This window comes from Pleomorphochaeta naphthae, from assembly GCF_055396005.1.
The window spans coordinates 2,544,022-2,562,271 of the sequence record NZ_AP042457.1 but is presented as its reverse complement, the minus strand read 5'-3'; the positions used below and the strand labels follow the sequence as shown (position 1 = coordinate 2,562,271).

The 18,250-nt window shown below is 29.6% G+C and carries 14 protein-coding genes; 11 read left to right on the top strand and 3 right to left on the bottom strand.

The window, feature by feature from the left end:
* Window positions 1-67: 67 nt before the first annotated feature.
* The 3 genes from add to ACZ5SO_RS11660 all read left to right on the top strand — a co-directional run bounded on the left by add (window position 68) and on the right by ACZ5SO_RS11660 (window position 2,403).
* Window positions 68-1,009: an adenosine deaminase gene (gene add, locus ACZ5SO_RS11670; protein WP_464624819.1), complete on the top strand. Its 942-nt coding sequence runs from the start codon at window positions 68-70 to the stop codon at window positions 1,007-1,009.
* Window positions 1,010-1,079: 70 nt separating this feature from the next.
* Window positions 1,080-1,385 carry an ArsR/SmtB family transcription factor gene (locus ACZ5SO_RS11665; protein ID WP_464624817.1) on the top strand — a complete coding sequence of 102 codons (306 nt, stop codon included), beginning with the start codon at window positions 1,080-1,082 and terminating at the stop codon, window positions 1,383-1,385.
* Between the two features lie 46 nt (window positions 1,386-1,431).
* On the top strand, window positions 1,432-2,403 hold the full coding sequence (locus ACZ5SO_RS11660; RefSeq protein WP_464624815.1) for a permease: 972 nt from the start codon (window positions 1,432-1,434) through the stop codon (window positions 2,401-2,403).
* Between the two features lie 86 nt (window positions 2,404-2,489).
* Here the strand turns inward: ACZ5SO_RS11660 and ACZ5SO_RS11655 are convergent, their stop codons facing one another.
* Window positions 2,490-4,913: a glycoside hydrolase family 94 protein gene (locus ACZ5SO_RS11655; RefSeq protein WP_464624813.1), complete on the bottom strand. Its 2,424-nt coding sequence runs from the start codon at window positions 4,911-4,913 to the stop codon at window positions 2,490-2,492.
* Between the two features lie 278 nt (window positions 4,914-5,191).
* Here ACZ5SO_RS11655 and ACZ5SO_RS11650 point away from each other — a divergent pair, with 278 nt between their 5' ends.
* The 3 genes from ACZ5SO_RS11650 (at window position 5,192) to ACZ5SO_RS11640 (ending at window position 8,600) form a co-directional block, all read left to right on the top strand.
* On the top strand, window positions 5,192-6,199 hold the full coding sequence (locus ACZ5SO_RS11650) for a LacI family DNA-binding transcriptional regulator (RefSeq protein WP_464624810.1): 1,008 nt from the start codon (window positions 5,192-5,194) through the stop codon (window positions 6,197-6,199).
* Window positions 6,200-6,233: 34 nt separating this feature from the next.
* Complete coding sequence (locus ACZ5SO_RS11645) at window positions 6,234-7,568, top strand: ABC transporter substrate-binding protein (RefSeq protein WP_464624808.1); 1,335 nt, start codon at window positions 6,234-6,236, stop codon at window positions 7,566-7,568.
* Window positions 7,569-7,637: 69 nt separating this feature from the next.
* The gene (locus ACZ5SO_RS11640) at window positions 7,638-8,600 is read left to right on the top strand and encodes a carbohydrate ABC transporter permease (protein WP_464624807.1); all 963 of its coding nucleotides are present in this window, start codon (window positions 7,638-7,640) and stop codon (window positions 8,598-8,600) included.
* A gap of 20 nt (window positions 8,601-8,620) precedes the next feature.
* Here ACZ5SO_RS11640 and ACZ5SO_RS11635 read toward each other — a convergent pair whose 3' ends face one another.
* Window positions 8,621-9,775, bottom strand: coding sequence for an IS110 family RNA-guided transposase (locus tag ACZ5SO_RS11635; protein ID WP_464624806.1), 1,155 nt, complete (start codon window positions 9,773-9,775; stop codon window positions 8,621-8,623).
* Between the two features lie 261 nt (window positions 9,776-10,036).
* On the opposite strand from ACZ5SO_RS11635, the gene ACZ5SO_RS11630 reads away from it, so the two are divergent.
* On the top strand, window positions 10,037-10,915 hold the full coding sequence (locus tag ACZ5SO_RS11630) for a carbohydrate ABC transporter permease (protein WP_464624804.1): 879 nt from the start codon (window positions 10,037-10,039) through the stop codon (window positions 10,913-10,915).
* 3 nt (window positions 10,916-10,918) lie between these two features.
* Window positions 10,919-13,108, top strand: a complete 2,190-nt coding sequence (locus ACZ5SO_RS11625) for a glycoside hydrolase family 9 protein (RefSeq protein WP_464624803.1) — start codon at window positions 10,919-10,921, stop codon at window positions 13,106-13,108.
* Window positions 13,109-13,180: 72 nt separating this feature from the next.
* On the opposite strand, the gene ACZ5SO_RS11620 is transcribed toward ACZ5SO_RS11625, so the two are convergent.
* Entirely contained in the window at window positions 13,181-14,512 is a 1,332-nt protein-coding gene (locus ACZ5SO_RS11620) for a GH1 family beta-glucosidase (RefSeq protein ID WP_464624801.1), read from the bottom strand.
* Between the two features lie 267 nt (window positions 14,513-14,779).
* Between ACZ5SO_RS11620 and ACZ5SO_RS11615 the strand changes: the two genes are divergently transcribed.
* From ACZ5SO_RS11615 to ACZ5SO_RS11605, 3 genes are all read left to right on the top strand, one after another.
* Complete coding sequence (locus ACZ5SO_RS11615; RefSeq protein WP_464624800.1) at window positions 14,780-15,520, top strand: DUF5058 family protein; 741 nt, start codon at window positions 14,780-14,782, stop codon at window positions 15,518-15,520.
* 473 nt (window positions 15,521-15,993) lie between these two features.
* Window positions 15,994-17,286: a TolC family protein gene (locus tag ACZ5SO_RS11610; protein WP_464624799.1), complete on the top strand. Its 1,293-nt coding sequence runs from the start codon at window positions 15,994-15,996 to the stop codon at window positions 17,284-17,286.
* Window positions 17,287-17,307: 21 nt separating this feature from the next.
* The gene (locus tag ACZ5SO_RS11605; RefSeq protein WP_464624797.1) at window positions 17,308-18,249 is read left to right on the top strand and encodes an efflux RND transporter periplasmic adaptor subunit; all 942 of its coding nucleotides are present in this window, start codon (window positions 17,308-17,310) and stop codon (window positions 18,247-18,249) included.
* Window position 18,250 lies beyond the last annotated feature (1 nt).

Sequence of the window (18,250 nt, the reverse complement as noted above, 5' to 3'; positions counted from 1 at the left end):
AATGAAAAAAATTTGTATTATTATAATAAATAGATTATCATTTATAACAATCCCCTTGGAGGAATGAATGAAAAACAGAGAATTACATTTACATATAGATGGTTCATTGAGAGTAGATACTGTATGGGATCTAATGAAGGAACAAAAAATTGATTTAAGTTTAACAAAAGATAAATTAGAAGAAATAATGAAAGTTCCAAGTACTTGTAAAAGTTTAGATGAGTATTTAGACAGATTTAAAGTTCCTTTACAAGTTTTACAAACCCCATATGCAATTGAAAGAGTCAGTTATGAATTAATTAAAGATTTATCTCTTCTTAATATGAATTATTCTGAAGTGAGATTTGCACCGCAATTGTCAATTTTTAATGGATATAATCAAGAAGAAATATTAAAAGCTGCAATTAATGGTATTGAACAAGCTGAGAAAGAGATTGGTGATTTTAAAGCTGGCTTGATTGTTTGCATGATGAGAGGAAAAGGAAATGAAGAATTAAATGAAGAAACCGTACATTTAGCAAAAAAATATTTAGGTAATACAGTGTGTGCCTTAGATATTGCTGGATCTGAAACTTTATATGCTACAAGAAATTATAAAAAGTTATTATTAGAAGCTAAACAAATGGGACTCCCTTTAACTATACATGCTGGAGAAGCTGGAACAAAAGAAGATTTAGTTGTCGCCTTGGATGTGCAAACTGATAGAATTGGACATGGTATTTTATCTGCGAAACATGAGGATATTATTGAGAGGTTAAAAGATAATAATATAACCTTAGAAGTCTGTGTTAGTAGTAATCTTCAAACTAAAGTTGTTGAATCTGTAGATAAACATCCAGTTCGCCAATTATTTGATAAAGGTGTTAAAATAGCTATTTCTTCGGATAATATGACTGTTTCAGATACTAATATTGATAAAGAATTTAACCTTTTAAAAAAATATTTGAATTTTAGTGATTCTGAGATAATGCAGATTCAAAAATATACCGAAGAAGCTTCGTTTTTATAAAATGTATTGACAATAATAAATTAAATGATTACTATCCTCATATCAAAAAAAGTTGATATGAGGATTCTTTATGAAAGATGAAGATATAGTAAAAATATTTAAGGCTCTTAGCGATAAAAGGCGTATAAACATTATTAATATATTACAGAATGGTGAAAAATGTGCTTGTGATTTGCTAGAGAATTTAGATATGGGGCAGTCTGGATTATCTTATCATTTGAAGATTTTAGTTGATTCTGGTTTAGTCAATTGTAGGGCTGAGGGAAAATGGAGTCATTATAGATTAAGTGAAGAAGGAAAAGAAACAGCAAAACAAGTTTTAGATTCTTTGTTCAAAATTAATTGTAATGATATCGAATGTTCTTGTAAAAAATAAAATTTTTTTAATTTTATATATCAAAAAAAGTTGATATGAGGTTTATATGTTTATTTGGTTAGATAATTTAGTTAACTTGTTAGTAACAAGAGTTTTTAATTTAGATTTAGATAGTGCATTAGGTGGAAGCATTCACTTTTTTATTTATGATGTAATAAAGATTATCATTTTATTAAGTATAATGATTTTTCTTATATCTTATTTAAGAAGTTTTTTTCCACCTGAAAAAACAAAAAAAATATTGGAAAGATTTAAGGGAATAACAGCTAATATTATGGCTTCGTTATTAGGAATTGTTACTCCTTTTTGTTCATGTTCTTCTGTGCCTCTGTTTATAGGATTTGTTGAAGCTGGAATCCCATTAGGGGTTACCTTTTCCTTTTTGATTACCTCTCCAATAGTAAATGAAGCAGCTTTTGTAATACTACTAGCAGCTTTTGGTTGGAAAGTTGCACTTCTATATGTCTTAACAGGAGTTGTGGTTGGTGTTATTGGAGGAGCTGTAATTGGCCTCTTTAAAGCGGAAAAACAAGTTGAAGAATATGTTTATGAAATGCAATCTGCTGATATCAAAATTGAAAAATTGACTAGAAAAGAGCGACTAACTTTTGCTTTTGATAATATGAAAGATATTATTAAAAGAGTTTATTTATTCTTATTAATAGGTATTGCCTTAGGTGCTATTATTCACGGTTGGGTTCCAGAAGATTTCTTATATAAATATGCAAATAAAGATAACCCTTTCGCCTTATTTGTTGCAGTAATAGCAGGTGTTCCATTATATTCCAATGCTTTAGGAACAATACCAATTGCCCAAGCTTTGATAGATAAGGGAGTTGCAATAGGAACTGCTCTTTCATTTATGATGGCTACAACAGCTCTTTCTTTACCTGAGATGATAATTTTGAGAAAAGTTATAAAGCCTAAATTAATAGCAATATTTGTTGGTGTTACTACTGTCGGAATAATCTTAGTGGGACTTTTGTTTAACTTTATTTCACCTTGGTTATTATTTTAAATTAATAGTTTAAGTATTAAAAAAGAAGTCCGATGTATATTTGTTAACATGAGGACTTCTTTTTGTTTTTTTACTGTCGATTATTATTAATAATATAATTCAACGTATACTGTTTTCTTTTCATTTGAATAAGGAATTATATCACCATTTTGAAGTTTTCCATCTATATACAAACCTTTTTTATTAGCTGTTTTATTTTTAGCCTTAATGAAGTATGTTACTTCTCTAAAGTGTCTTGTAGCAGTAAATTCTTTTAGATGATCTGGGAGACAAGGTTTTAATTTTAGCCCATCGAAATCAGGAATGATACCAAAGAGCCCTTGGCTTAATGCGACAAAACTCCAAGCCGCTGTTCCAGTTAGCCAACTATTTTTTGCCTTACCGTAATGTTGAGCATCTCTTCCAGCTATTGTTTGACTATAAACATAAGGTTCTGTTTCGTGTATTTCGCTCTTTTCTTCAACATAAGCTGGACAAGTTCTTTTGTATATATCAAACGCATTCTCTCCGTCACCTACTGTAGCATATGCTAATACAATCCAAGTATTATTGTGGCAGAAAATAGAACCATTTTCTTTATAACCAGGGGGATAACTAGAAATTTCTCCAAGTTTTAATTGATATTTAGTATAACAAGGATGAAGTAGTTCAACTCCATAATCGTTTAGAAGATATTTATTAACAGATTCTAATGCTACTTTTCCAAATCCTTTTTCTTTACCAATTTCAGCCATAGTGCAAAAACCCTGTGGTTCTATATATATCTTACCTTCATCACAATTTTTAGAACCAATAGCTTCACCAAATGCATCATAAGCTCTAATGAACCAATTCCCATCCCAACCATAATCTAATACAGCTTGGTTCATTGAAGATATAGCATTTTCTATTAATTTAGCTTCGTCTTTTTTATTTAATCTTTCACACAAGCTAACGTATTCTCGACCATATTTTATGAACATAGCAGCTATAAACACGCTTTCAGCTTTTTTAGAATCAAAATTACTACAAGTTTGGAAACTGTCACTAGGATCTGTAGAAAAACAATTTAAATTTAAACAATCATTCCAATCGGCTCTTCCAATTAAAGGTAGTTTGTGAGGACCTAGATTATTCATAATGTAATGAATGCTTCTTTTTAAATGTTCAAATAAAGGTTTTTCACTACCACTTACATTATTAAAAGGAACAGGTTCCTCTAATATTTTTAAATCTCCAGTTTCTTTTATGTAGCTAGAAACACAAGCTACCAACCAAAGAGGATCATCATTAAACCCAGAACCGATATCAGCATTTCCTCTTTTTGTTAAAGGTTGATATTGATGATAACAACTTCCATCTTCAAATTGAATACTAGCAATGTCAATAATTCTCTCTCTCGCTCTTTCCCCAATTAAATGAACAAAGCCTAGTAAATCTTGGCAACTATCTCTAAAACCCATACCTCGGCCAGTACCTGATTCAAAATAACTTGCACTTCGACTTAAATTAAAAGTTACCATACATTGGTATTGGTTCCAAATATTGCCCATCCTATTAATTTTTTCATCTTTGCTTTCGACTGAAAAATTAGAGAGTAGATCTTTCCAATATAATTTTATATCACTTAAAGCTTTATCAACTTTTTCTACTGTGTCAAATTTATTGATAAGAGATATAGCTTTTTCTTTATTTATTACATTATCATTTATAAACTTTTTATCATCTTCATTTTCTACATATCCTAAAATAAAGATAAGAGTTTTAGCTTCCCCTTCATCAAGAGCTATGTTTAATTGGTGACTAGCTATTGGAGAATTTCCACTAGCAATACTGTTAAAAGATTTACCTTTAGTTACAGCATCTGGAGAATCCCAGCCATTATATGGGCCTAAAAAAGTAGCTCTGTCTGTATCAAATCCATCAATTTTATTATTTACATGAAAAAAGGTATAATGATCTCTTCTCTCTCTATATTCTGTTTTGTGGTAAAGGGTTGAACCTTCAATTTCAACTTCAGCTATATTAAAATTTCTTTGGAAATTATTAGCATCGTCAACAGCATTGTATAAACACCATTCTATTAAACTAAATACAAAAAAGTCTTTTCTTTTATCCGAGTTATTTGTAAAAGTTACTTTATGAATTTCACAATTTTCATTCAAAGGAACAAAGGCAGTAAGCTCAGCACTTAAATTATTTAAAGTTGAAGAGTATTTTGAATAACCTAAGCCATGCCGACATTCATAATTGTCTAAAGTTGTTTTTACTGGTTGCCAAGCAATATTCCAAATTTTATCTTTTTCTTTTATGTAATAATATTTTCCGCCAGTATCCGTTGGGACATTGTTATATCTATAGCGAGTTAATCTTCTTAGTTTTGCATCTTTGTAGAAGGAATATCCTCCCATGGTGTTAGATATCAATGAAAAGAAACCATTATTCCCTAAATAATTTATCCAAGGTTGAGGGGTTTTAGGTGTATTTATTACATATTCCATGTTTTTATCATCAAAATTTCCAAATTTCATTGTATCTCTCCCAAATTTTAGATGTTTTTCTCTTTCGAAAACGATTTCGAACTTTTATAACTTTATATCATGATCAGTAGATTTGTAAAGTTTTTTTTAAATTTTTTTTGTGATATAAGTTTATTTTTGATATTATAGTTACAAAAATCCATAAAATGGTTATGTTTAGCCAAAAAAATAAAAGTGCTAAATATTTCTTGACATAATTAAAAATGCGTTTAATACTAAAAATACGAAATAGCGAAAACGTTTTAGTAAATAGTTAAGGAAGTTTTAAATTGGTTACTTTGAAAGATATTTCAGAATATTGTGGTGTTTCTAACTCTACAGTGTCAAAAGCCCTAAATGGTCAAAAAGACATTAGTGAGCAAACTGCAAAAAGAGTTAGGGAAGCAGCTGAGAAGTTAGGATACTTACCCAATTCAGCAGCTAGATCTTTAAAAACGAATAAGACTTTGAATATTGGAGTTTTGTTTGTTGATAAAACTTCAAGTGGACTTAGACATGAATATTTTTCAGGAATGCTTGAAAGTATTAAGTCAGCTGCAGAGAGTAAAGGTTATGATATTACCTTTATAAGTCGCAACCTTGGTGAAAGACGAATGAGTTTTTATGAACATGCAAAGTATAGAGGATGTGATGGTGTTGTAATAGCTAGTGTTGATTTTTCAAATCCTGATGTAATTGAATTAGTGAATAGTGAAATTCCGACTGTTACTGTTGATTATGTATACGATAGAAGTACTGCAATCCTTTCAGATAATCTAGATGGTATGAAGCAAATTGCTGAATACGTTTACTCAAAAGGACATAGAAGAATTGCTGTAATACATGGAGAGAATACCTCAGTTACACAGAAGAGAATGGCAAGTTTTAGAACAACTTGTAAAAAACTTAATCTTGAAATTAATGAAGATCTTGTCAAAGAAGCTCGTTACCATGACCCAAAGTTAAGTGCATTAGCAACAAGAGAATTTTTAGATTTAGAAGATAGACCAACTTGTATTATTTATCCTGACGATTTCTCCTTTATTGGTGGAAAGAATGTTATTGAGCAAAGAGGATTAAAAATTCCTGAAGATATAAGTGTAGTAGGTTATGATGGAATTTTGTTAAGCCAAATATTGAGACCTAAATTAACAACATATAAACAAAATTCAATCGAAATAGGGAAAATTGCTGTTCAAAAGTTGATTGAACAGATTGAAGAACCATCTTTAAGTATGCCTGAAATAATTACTATTGTAGGAAAACTCTTAACAGGTGGAACAGTAAAAGAAATTTAATGCTATAAAAAGCAGAAATAAATTGGAGGAAAAAATGAAAAGATTTATTCTAACTCTTTTATCATTAGTTGCCTTTTCTAGTATAGTATTTGCAGCAGGAACACAAGAGGAAGCTGCTAAGACTGAAGGAAAAGTTTTTAACATTTATTGTTGGAATACAGAATTCCAAGACCGTTTTACAGATTATTTTGAAGCTAAGGGTTTAGTTCCCGATGGCGTTGAAGTAAATTGGATTATTACACCTAATGCAGATAACGCTTATCAAAACAAACTTGATGAAGCTTTACTTGCTCAAGATAGTGTAAGCGATGATGAAAAGGTTGATATCTTCTTAGTAGAAGCTGACTATGCTTTAAAATATGTTGATACCCCATATGCACTTGATGTAATTAATGATGTAGGTTTAACAGAAGAAGATGTATCTGGTATGTATAAATACACTAAAGATATTATGACAGATTCTCAGGGAAATCTTAAAGGTCTCTCTTGGCAAGCTTGTCCTGGTGGATTTATTTACAGAAGATCAATTGCGAAAGATGTTTTAGGTACTGATGATCCTGAAAAAGTTCAAGCAATGTTAAGTAATTGGGATCAATTTGATGCAGTTGCTAAAAAAGCTAAATCTAAAGGTTATTTTATGTTAAGTGGTTATGATGATGCCTTTAGAGTATTTAGTGATAATGCAGAAACTCCTTGGGTAGATGCAAGTGGTAAAATTACTATTTCAGATTCTATCGAAAACTGGATTGAACAGACTAAAACTTATACAGATATGGGTTATAATAATAAAGCTAACCTTTGGTCGGCTGAATCTTGGGCTGGTGCAGCAAAAGATGGTAAAGTATTCGGTTACTTTGGACCTGGTTGGTTCATTGACTTCTGTCTAGCTCCTGCAGTTTTAGATGATCCTGAAGGACCAAAAACTATTGGTAATGGTAGCTGGGGCGATTGGGGCCTTTGTAAAGGACCTCAAGGCTTTAGTTGGGGAGGAACTTGGATTTGCGTTGCACAAGGAAGCGACAATCTTGAGTTAGCTAAAGACTTATTATATACAATGACTTGTGATGAAGAAACCTTAGTAAATATAGCTAAAGATATGGGTGACTTTACAAATAATGTTGAAGCAATGGAAGAATTAGCTGAAAGTGATTATAAAAATGATTTCTTAGGCGGTCAAAACCATATTTCAATGTTCTTAGACTCAGCAACTTCAATTGATAGAAGCACAATGGGACCTTATGATCAAGGTATGACTGAATCTATCCAAGCTGCTTTTGCAGATTACTTTAATGGAACTGTTACAAAGCAACAAGCTTATAACAATTTCTATACTGACGTAATGGAAAAATATCCTAACTTAAGTAAATAAATTAATTCAGAATGCTGAATTTTGGAGCAAGACAGTTGTCTTGCTCCAAATATTATTGAGGAGACATAAATGAAAGAAGAAAAATTGATAAAAAAAGGGAAATTAAAAAAAAGAAAATCTGTTAGTTATTCTCATTGGGGATATTTTTTTATTTTACCTTTTTTTGTAGTTTATATAATCTTTTCTCTTATTCCGTTACTTTCTACTTTTTATTATAGTTTTTTTGAAAACTATAGAATTGGTTTAATGGAAGTTGGACCAAATTTTGTAGGTTGGGATAATTATAAACAAGTTATTTTTGAAACTGAAGTTCCAAGATTTGCTATTAATACTTTTGTAATATGGATAGTTGGTTTTATACCTCAAATTGTTTTAGCTTTAGTTTTAGCTGTGTGGTTTACAAGTAATAGATTAAGCTTGAAAGGTCAACAATTTTTTAAAACTGTAATATATATGCCTAATTTGATTATGGCTAGTGCATTTGCAATGCTATTTTTTACTTTGTTTTCCGATGCAGGGCCTGTTAATCAAATTTTAGTTTCTTTAGATCTTGCAGATAAACCAATTAGATTTTTAACACAAACTGTTACAACGAGAGGTCTCATTGCAGTTATGAACTTTTTAATGTGGTTCGGAAATACAACTCTATTATTAATGGCGGGAATAATGGGAATTGATCAAAGCCTTTTCGATGCATCATATATAGATGGAGCTTCATCATCAAAAACTTTCTTTAAAATAACTTTACCTCTTCTTAAACCCATATTTGTTTATACTTTGATGACATCGATGATAGGTGGAATTCAAATGTTTGATGTTCCACAGATTTTGACAAATGGTAAAGGAACTCCTGATAGAACAAGTGAGACTTTAATTATGTATTTAAATAATCATTTAACTAGTAAAAATTATGGAATGGCTGGTGCACTGTCAGTTTTAATTTTTATTGTAACAGCTTTCTTTGGAATTTTTGTTTATAGGACTCTTATGAAGGAAAACTCAATCATAGGAGTCAACTATAAACAATTATGATTAAGGAAAAAGATTTTAAATTATTGAATACTAGCTTTTTCGCCTCTAATCAAAAGGGCGTAAATAGCCCTAATAAGTTTATTTGTCGTAGCAATCATAGCCTTTCTATGAGGGAATCCTTGTTCTCTTTTCCTGGAATAATATTCAGCCAGAACAGGATTACTTCTAAGACTATTGGTAGCCATAAGGTAGCAATATTTTCTCAAGACTCTATTCCCTCGTTTGGAAATTTTACCATGTCTATCTTCATTTCCAGATTGATAGATTGTTGGATCAGTTCCTATGAAAGCTATCAATTTTTGGTAGCGACTAAATCGGTGAATATCTTGAATTTCTGCCATAAAATGTGCAGCAGTTGTATCACTAATACCAGGGAAAGAAGTAATAATCTCTATCTCTTGTGGATGAATTTCTTTTTCCATATCTATGAGAGCTTTTGTAAGTTCTTTGTCTTCCTTTTTAAGATAAAGAACAGTTTTAGCTTGATGCTTGGTAATAGCTGCATGAAGATCTACACCTACAGAGTCTTTAGCCAATTCTTTGGCTTGTTTAGCAAGTTTTTTATCTCGCTCTGTACTTTTTGCTCTAGTCCCCCTAATAGCTTTAGCAAGTTGTACAGTAGAGGCAGAAGCTACTTGTTTAGCAGAACCATACACAGACAACAAATTGAGCCAAGAATCAGTAAAAACGTTAACATTATGCAATTCAGGGAAGGCTACAGCTATATCTCCCTTCAATCTAGTCTTAGCTTTTGCAAGTTGATCGCTATTAGCAATCCTATCTCTAGAGAGAAGTTTACTTTCAGATTCCAATTCTGTTTTTCTCCCTTCAAGTTGAATACTAGGGTTATTTGCATACCCTGCAATAAGGAGAGCATCAGACTTATCAGTCTTAGTTTTCCTTAATGTAATTGTATCCTTGTATTGCTTAATAAGCAACGGATTTACAACATAAGCTATCATGTTGTGATTTAGTAGATAATGATAGCAAGTTAAGTGATATTTCCCAGTGGATTCCATGACAAATGTAGTATCTTTGTTAATTCCGGGAGTAGATAATAATTTGTTAAAACCAGTTTTATTTAGTGGAAACTCATCTTGTGCGATAACACCAGTATTGCCAAGAATACAAAATGTAGCCGAAGTACTTGAAATGTCGATACCAACGATACTCATACTAACCTCCAAGGTTAAAAATAGGTTCCATTTTCCAATCTCCCGCATGAATGAAACTCAAGGATTTAATCAACCGATAGGGAAAACTGGGACCGAGGACAGACTCCTATAAAAACTTAAAAGTTTAGATAAAAAGAGGCCCTCTGTCCACAATTATATCACTTATAAAAACATATCATCTATTTATTTATAGATGGTAATAAACAATAGAAATTATACTGGTATTATAGACCAGTTATTATTAGGAGGTAAAAATTAATTATGAGAAATAATGTTAAACTTAATTCACCTTCTTTTAGTTATAAAAAAGGATTAAAAGCAAATAGATTTTTTTGTTATGTTGTACTGATTTTACTTTGTTTAATTTGTTTATTCCCCTTTTTTATTTTATTAATTAATTCCACTAGATTGAATTCACAAATTCAAAAAGGGTTTTCTTTATTTCCTAGCAAATATTTTATTAGAAATGCTAAGAATTTATTTACAGATGCTAATATTCCAATCTTAAGAGGCCTTGTAAATAGTGTATATATTTCTACTTGTGCTTCAATATTAGCTGTATATATTTCTTCAATGACTGCATTTGGAATTTATATGTATAATTTCAAGTTAAAGAAATTTGCTTTTAGTTTTATTCTTTTAGTAATGATGGTTCCTGTTCAAATTTCTGCTCTTGGATTTTTGAAATTAATGATTAAATTTGGATTAATGGATACTTTTTATCCATTAATAATTCCAGCAGCAGCTGCTCCAGTAGTTATATTTTTCATGATTCAATATATGCAAAGTGTATTACCTTTTGAGATAGTTGAAGCTGCAAGAGTTGATGGTTCAAATGAATTTTATACATTTAATAAAATTGTATTACCGATTTTGAAACCAGCAATTGCTCTCCAAATGATATTTAGTTTTGTTGGAAGTTGGAATAATTACTTCATGCCAGCATTGATTATTAATTCGAAAAATAAAAAAACAATTCCTATATTAATTGCTCAACTTAGAGGGGCCGATTATATGAAATTTGACTATGGAAAAGTATATATGCTCATTTGTGTTGCCATTTTGCCTCTTTTAATAATTTATTTATTTTTATCTAGGTTCATTATTCAAGGTGTTACTCTAGGAAGTGTAAAAGGCTAAAAAATGAAAGCTGTTGCTAAGTGGTCTATAATTATTTTGAGTCTATTTTTAATTGTTTCTTGTTCTTCTTTTGTAGAACCTAAAGCTGTTGAGATTACTCAAAATGATATAGATTTAATTTCCTCAAATAATAATAGAGAAAAACCTATTTATCTCCAAAAAGATGTAAATTTAATTGAGAATGGTAATTTCTCTGCTTCATCTAAAAATTGGGGATCATATTTTGAGGGAGGAAGTGCAACTATAAAATACCTTTTAAATAGTGTTAACATAAAGATTAACTCAATAGGAAATGTAGAACATGGAGTTCAATTTTTCTATGATGGATTTAGATTAATTCATGGTGGGCATTATATTTTAACATTTAAAGCTTCTAGTAATATGGAAAAGGATATAAATGTTCTATTTCAATTAAATGGTGGTGATTATCACCCTTATGCCCAAAAGTATTTCACGATTGAAAAAAGTGAAAAAGAATATGTTTTAGATTTCATTATGGACGATGAAACGGATATTGCACCAAGACTTGCTTTCAATATGGGAAAGGTTGGAGATAATTTTTCAAATTTAGCAACTATTAGTTTGAAAGATGTGAAATTAGTATTAAAAAATGAAGTAGTGGAGAAAAAAATGGAAGAGCCTTTAATAAAGGTTAATCAAATAGGGTATCTTTCTTCTTCAAAGAAGATGGCATATTTTACAAATTGTTTAGATAAGACCTTTTATGTTGTTAACTCAAAAGGCGAAAAAGTTTTTACTGGAATAATAGAGAGACCTTTAGAAAATCAGGAAGCTAAGGAATATACAAGTATTGGAGATTTTACCTCATTTAAAGAAGAAGGTATATTTCATATAGAAACTGAAAATAATAAAGAAAAAAGTTATCCTTTTGAAATAAGTAATAATTGTTTTGATAAAGCTCTTGTTTCAAGTGTTAACATGTTTTATTTACAAAGATGTGGTATGGCTTTGGATGAGGATAGAGCGAAAGAATTTGCTCATGATGCTTGTCATAGTGAAAAAGCTAGAATACATGGAACTTATGATTATATCGAAGTCTCAGGAGGTTGGCATGATGCAGGAGACTATGGTAGGTATGTTGTTCCTGGGGCAAAAGCTGTTTTAGATTTATTATTTGCCTTCGAAAAGAATTCTTCAGTTTTCGAAGAAAATCAAATAGATTTACTCTCTGAAATAAAATATGAGTTGGATTGGATGTTAAAAATGCAAAGAGAAGATGGAGCTGTATATCATAAAGTTACATGCAAAACTTTCCCTCCATTTATAATGCCAGAAGAAGAAACTGATTTATTATATGTTTCTCCTATTTCAACTTGTGCGACAGCAGATTTTGCATCTGTTATGGCTTACTCTTCTATAATTTATTCTGATATAAATCCATCTTATAGTCAAAAATGTTTAACAGCTGCAAAAAAAGCTTGGAATTTTTTAGAGAATAGTAAAAAAATCTCTTTTAAAAATCCAACTAATGTGGTTACAGGTGTTTACCCTGATAACAATGATAAAGATGAAAGATTTTTAGCAGCTTGTGCTTTATATAAAGCAACAAAAGACGAGGTTTATCATCAATATATAAAAGATAATCTAAATGATAAATATACATCTGGCCTGGGTTGGGAGGATATGGGTGCTTATGGCAATGCTATTTATCTCTCTTTAGATAAAGAGTTTGTTGATAAAACGGTTTTTAATCAAATTAAGAGTAATTTATTAGATACTGCTGATGAACTTGTCTTATCTTCTATCAATGATGGGTACCAAATTTCTCTTGATGAATATAAATGGGGCTCAAACATGAGTGTATGTAATAATGCTATGCTTTTATTGATGGCTAATTCGTTAAAGCCAAATCAAAAATATATTGATTGTGCAACTTATCATCTTGATTATCTTCTAGGTGCAAATCCGCTTGGCTATTGCTATTTAACTGGTTTTGGAACAAAACAAGTTAAAAATCCACATCATAGACCATCAATTGCAAGACAAAAGCCTATGGAAGGAATGCTAATTGGTGGGCCTGACGAATTCTTAGAAGATGATTTTGCAAAAATAGCTTTAGAAAATACACCACCATCAAAATGCTATATAGATAATGAACAAAGCTATTCAACAAATGAGGTTACGATATATTGGAACTCTCCTTTTGTTTATCTCTTATCAAGTTTGATGTAATACTCTTTTTAATATAATCTGTTAACTATTTGTTTTCTTTATTTGGTTCCTAAATTTTAGGAACCATTTATATTACAGATTTTTACCATTTTCTTTAATAATTGATGAATACCATTTAGCAGAATCTTTAAGAATTCTATTTTGTGTTTTATAGTCAACATATACTATTCCAAATCTTGAACGGTATCCTTCAGCCCATTCAAAATTATCAAGTAAGGACCATAAAAAGTATCCTCTAATATCAACTCCATCATTTATAGCTTTTTTTAATTCAATTAAATATCTATTTAAAAAATCGACTCTTTGAGGATCATGTACTTTGCCATCAAGAGAAATGATATCAGCATTAGCCATTCCATTTTCTGTGATATATATTGGTAAATTATATCTTTCAAATAAAAATTTTGGCCCCCAATATAGGGATTCTGGTACAATATCCCAGTTTAAATCATTGTGTTCTTCATTGCTATTTTTTTCGATATTTTTTTTGCCCTGATAAATATTTTGACCTAGGAAATCTAAAGGTTGATTTATTAATTTTAAATCATCTTTAGAAATTTCGGGAATATAGTCTTTATACTTTTTATAATAATCTTCAGGATAGTCTCCTAGGATAACAGGATCACTGAATAGAGATGTAGTAAAGAAATAATCTTCATTTAAATTTTTTATTTCAAAATATTGTTTTTTTGCCATCTCTATTGCTTCTTTTGTATTATTTTTAGGAATAATGGGTGAACTAGTTGGGGCATAACCAATTTTAATGGGCCCTTTAGAATTTTCTCTTAATGCAATAGTAGCAGCTCCATGTGCTTTTAAAACATTATGAATTAAGAATAATGAGTCACTATAATTTAATTTCCATCCAGGAGCATGAGTTCCTGTTATATAACCAAGTCCACAAAAACATTGAGGTTCATTTAATGTAAAGAAATATTTTACCTTTGGAGTAAATTCTTTTGCTACAATAGTTGCAAACTCTTTAAATGCGTCTATAATATTTGGATTCAACCATCCTCCTTGTCTGTGTAAAGTTAAGGGCAAATCCCAATGGTATAGGGTAATATATGGTTCAATATTATTAGCTAATAATTCATCAATTAAATCATGGTAAAACTTCAAACCTTGTTTGTTAATTTTATTTGTTCCATTAGGTAATATTCGTGGCCAACTTATTGAAAATCTATAAGCTTTAACTCCAATTTTTTTCATAATTTGAATATCTTCTTTAAATTTATTTACATGATCACAGGCAATTAACCCATCATGTTGCTTATAGACTTTATTAGGCCAAGAACAAAAATCATCCCAAATATTTTTACCTCTACCATCTTGTAAATGACCACCTTCGATTTGATAAGAAGAGGTAGCAACACCCCAAGCAAAGTCTTTATTGAACTCCATTTTTTTATATCTCCCTTTTAAAATCTTTATTAATTTTTATGATGTTGAATTTTATAATATATAAGATTATTAAAAAAGTTGTTTATCAATATAAAAGCATAATAATAAAGTAAAATTTAACTATATTATAAAAGATAAACTTTTTCAGTCTTATATAATTTTATTATTAAGAATTACCTTTTATATTATTTACATTACATTTGTGATATATTAGTGTATAAATATACATAAATTGTTTTTAAGCAATATCCATATTTTGGAGGATTTATGAATGAATATCTCTCTTTAGCAAATTCTAAAATAATATATTTAATAGTTGCTGCTATTTTACTTTTTGTCTCTGTATTTTGTTTTACTTTTATATTTAGGAGTTATCGTGCTGGAATAAAAATGGGGATGGACAAGTCTCTTTTAAAGAAAGCGATAACTTCATCAGCTACTTTTACTGCCATTCCAAGTATATCAATTTTATTAGGAGTTCTAGCTCTTGGTGGAAATTTAGGGGTACCTGTTGCTTGGTTAAGATTATCAGTGATAGGTAATCTACAATATGAAGCTACTGTTGCACAAATTGCAGCTCAAGGTATGGGTAAAACTTTAGATAGTTCATTATTGACAATGGATGATCTTGTAACAATTTTATTAGTTATGACTTTTGGTATAATTTGGGGATGTTTATTAACAATATTTACACTTAAAAAATATACAAAGAAATTAGTAACAAGGGCTGAGAAAAATGTTAATAGTAATAAACCTTCTTTTGCTAACATAGCCATGGTTGCTATGTTTATAGGATTATGTGCAGCTTTTTTGGGAAATTATTTAGCAAACTTTATAGTAAATGGTGTAGCTATTCCAGTTTTAACTGCCATTGTTTCAGCATTAGTTATGGCAATTTTTGAATATTTAATTAAAAAGAAAAATCATAAAATATTGGAATCTTTTTCATTAGCTTTATCTATGATAATAGCAATGATTGCAACAGTGTTTTTCTCTTTAATATTATAAAAACTTCAATTTAAATAATAAATAGGTTAGTAGGTAGATTAATACTTACTAGCTTTTTTTTATGCAAAAATATCTAGTTGTGATGATTGTAAATGTTTATTTAATCTTTCTAACTTTTTGTTTTAATAAAAACTACAAACAATTTGTTTAATAATTTTGTTCACTTTATATACTGAAGTACTTTTTAAAGGAAAATAATTTCTAACTTCAGATAAAATACAGAAAATACATATAAGTCCATAAAAGCAGTGTTTTTGGTAATATTTTATCCCAATTTTGTGTATTTTTATTCTAAAATCATTATTTTTTTCCCATATTAAAAGCGTTTTTATCTAGGAAAAACTATCTTATTTGATAAGAAAATATTTTTTATGACCAAAGTCATTGATAGCAGTTACTTTTATCATTTTTCTTATCTTAAATCATAATTATTATGAGGCATGATTAAAAATATATATTTTAAGGAATTGAATATGAAAAAAAGACTTTCTTTTTTATTCGCATCAATAATTATTAGTGTTCCTTTATTTGCTTCAACTCTGAACTTAAGTGAGGATGATGCAATTAATTTAGCATTAAATCAAAATTATGAGCTTAAATCATCTCTGATTGATTTACTAAAAGTTGAAGACCAAAAAAATAACAGTTGGAATGTTATGTTCCCTAGTATTTCGGTTGATGGAAGTATATCTAGTTCTAATGCAATTTTAGGTAGTTCAGATAGTGATTATCTTAAGCTAACAGGGGCTCTTTCTACAAGTGTAACTTTAAATAAATCTAATAAGTATTCAATGGAATATGATGATTTAGCTTATGAATCTGAACTATTAAATTATGAGAATGATAAGAAAAGTCTAGAAACAGAAGTTAAGAAAGCTTTTTATTATTTATTAGCAAATAAACAAAGTTTAGAAATTGAAAAAATGAATTTAGATTTAGCTTTAAAAAGATGGGAGCAAATGCAAAGTAAATACGATAATGGATTGGCTTCTGAACTTGAGGTTTTTGAAACTCAAAGTACTTATGAAAATCTAAAACCTTCCTATACTAGCGCTTACAATTCTTATCAAACTCAACTAATGAATTTTAAATCATTTTTAGGAATTGATTTTGATCAAGAAATCGAACTTGAAGGAGATTTAGAAGTTGAAATTTTGGATTTGGATGCTGATACTTTAATTTCAAAATTTTTAAATAATAGAATAGATATTCAAACCGCACAAAAGGAAATCGACCTTAAAAATGCTTCTTATAATATAGAAAAATCTAATAATTTATCACCTTCTGTTACTTTGAGTTTTGATTATTCTTATTATAATTCAGATATTTTAGACGACGATTGGACTGACAGTGCTTCTCTTAGTGCAGGTATTTCTATCCCTATAAATGGTTATATTGATGGAAGTGTAGAGGATATTTCAGTAACAAACGCTAAAAGAAGTATAGAACAAGCACAATTAAGTTATGAAGATGTTGTTGAAGATGCTCAACGTGAAATCAAAACATTAGTTATGGAAATACAAGGTTATCAAGAAAATATTGAAATTTGTGAAATAGCTATTGAGATTTCACAAAAAACATATGATGCAACTGAAGAAGCTTATAATCTAGGTACTACAGAACTGTTAAATTTAACAGAAGCTCAAACAACATTATTTTCTGCAAAGCAGGATTTATTAACAAGTCAATATAACTATTTATCAGCAATATTTGATTTAGAACAGGCTCTTAATGCCTCAGTTGATCAAATTAAATCAATATCATAATTACAGAATAAGGAATATTAAATGAGTGAAAATAAGAAAAAAAACAGAAAAACCGGTGTAGTTTTACTTTTATTAATTATTGTAGTAGCTGCTTTTATTGGCTATGAAATATATTTTAATGATAATGCAAAAGGAAATATGAGAGGACAATTCCCTCAGGATGTAGAAACTTCTTATGCAGTATATGTCGAAGAGATTGAAAATACTACAATGACAAATTATTTAGAATTTAATGGAGATGTAGGGGCTGCAAAAAGTATTGATTTATATCCAGATGCTTCAGGCAAATTGTCTTCATTAGAAGTCTCTTTAGGAGACTATGTAACAAAAGGCCAAGTTGTTGCTCAAATTGATCCATCTCAACCTGGTCAAAAATATGCACAGAATCCTGTAACTTCTACAATTGATGGTACTATAACAAGTTTGCCATTTGATGTTGGAGATACAATATCATCAACATCTGTTCCAGTTGCAACTGTAGGTGATTTACAAGATTTAGAATTGACTAGCTATATTTCAGAAAGATATATGTCTTACATAAAATTAGGCTTAGACGCTGAAATAACTTTTGAAGCATTTGAAGACCTTGTTTTTCACGGTAAAGTTATTGAAATAAGTCCTATTTTAGATAGTGATTCTCGTACTTTAGAAATTACTATTAGTTTAGATGATATTGATTCAGGCATAGTTAAATCTGGTATGTTTGGTTCAATTAAATTGATTACTGAAATAAAAGAAAACGTTCTTTCTATTCCATCTTCTGCTCTATCTACTGGTGATGAAGGATATTTTGTCTATGTTGTTTCAGATGAAAATAAAGCAGTCCTAACTTATATAGAAACAGGGTTAGAAATAGATGGAAGAGTAGAAGTTTTAAGAGGATTAAATTTGGGTGATCAAGTTGTTATACGTGGTCAAAGTATGTTACAAGATGGTTCGTCTGTAAATATTGTAGAACAATAGG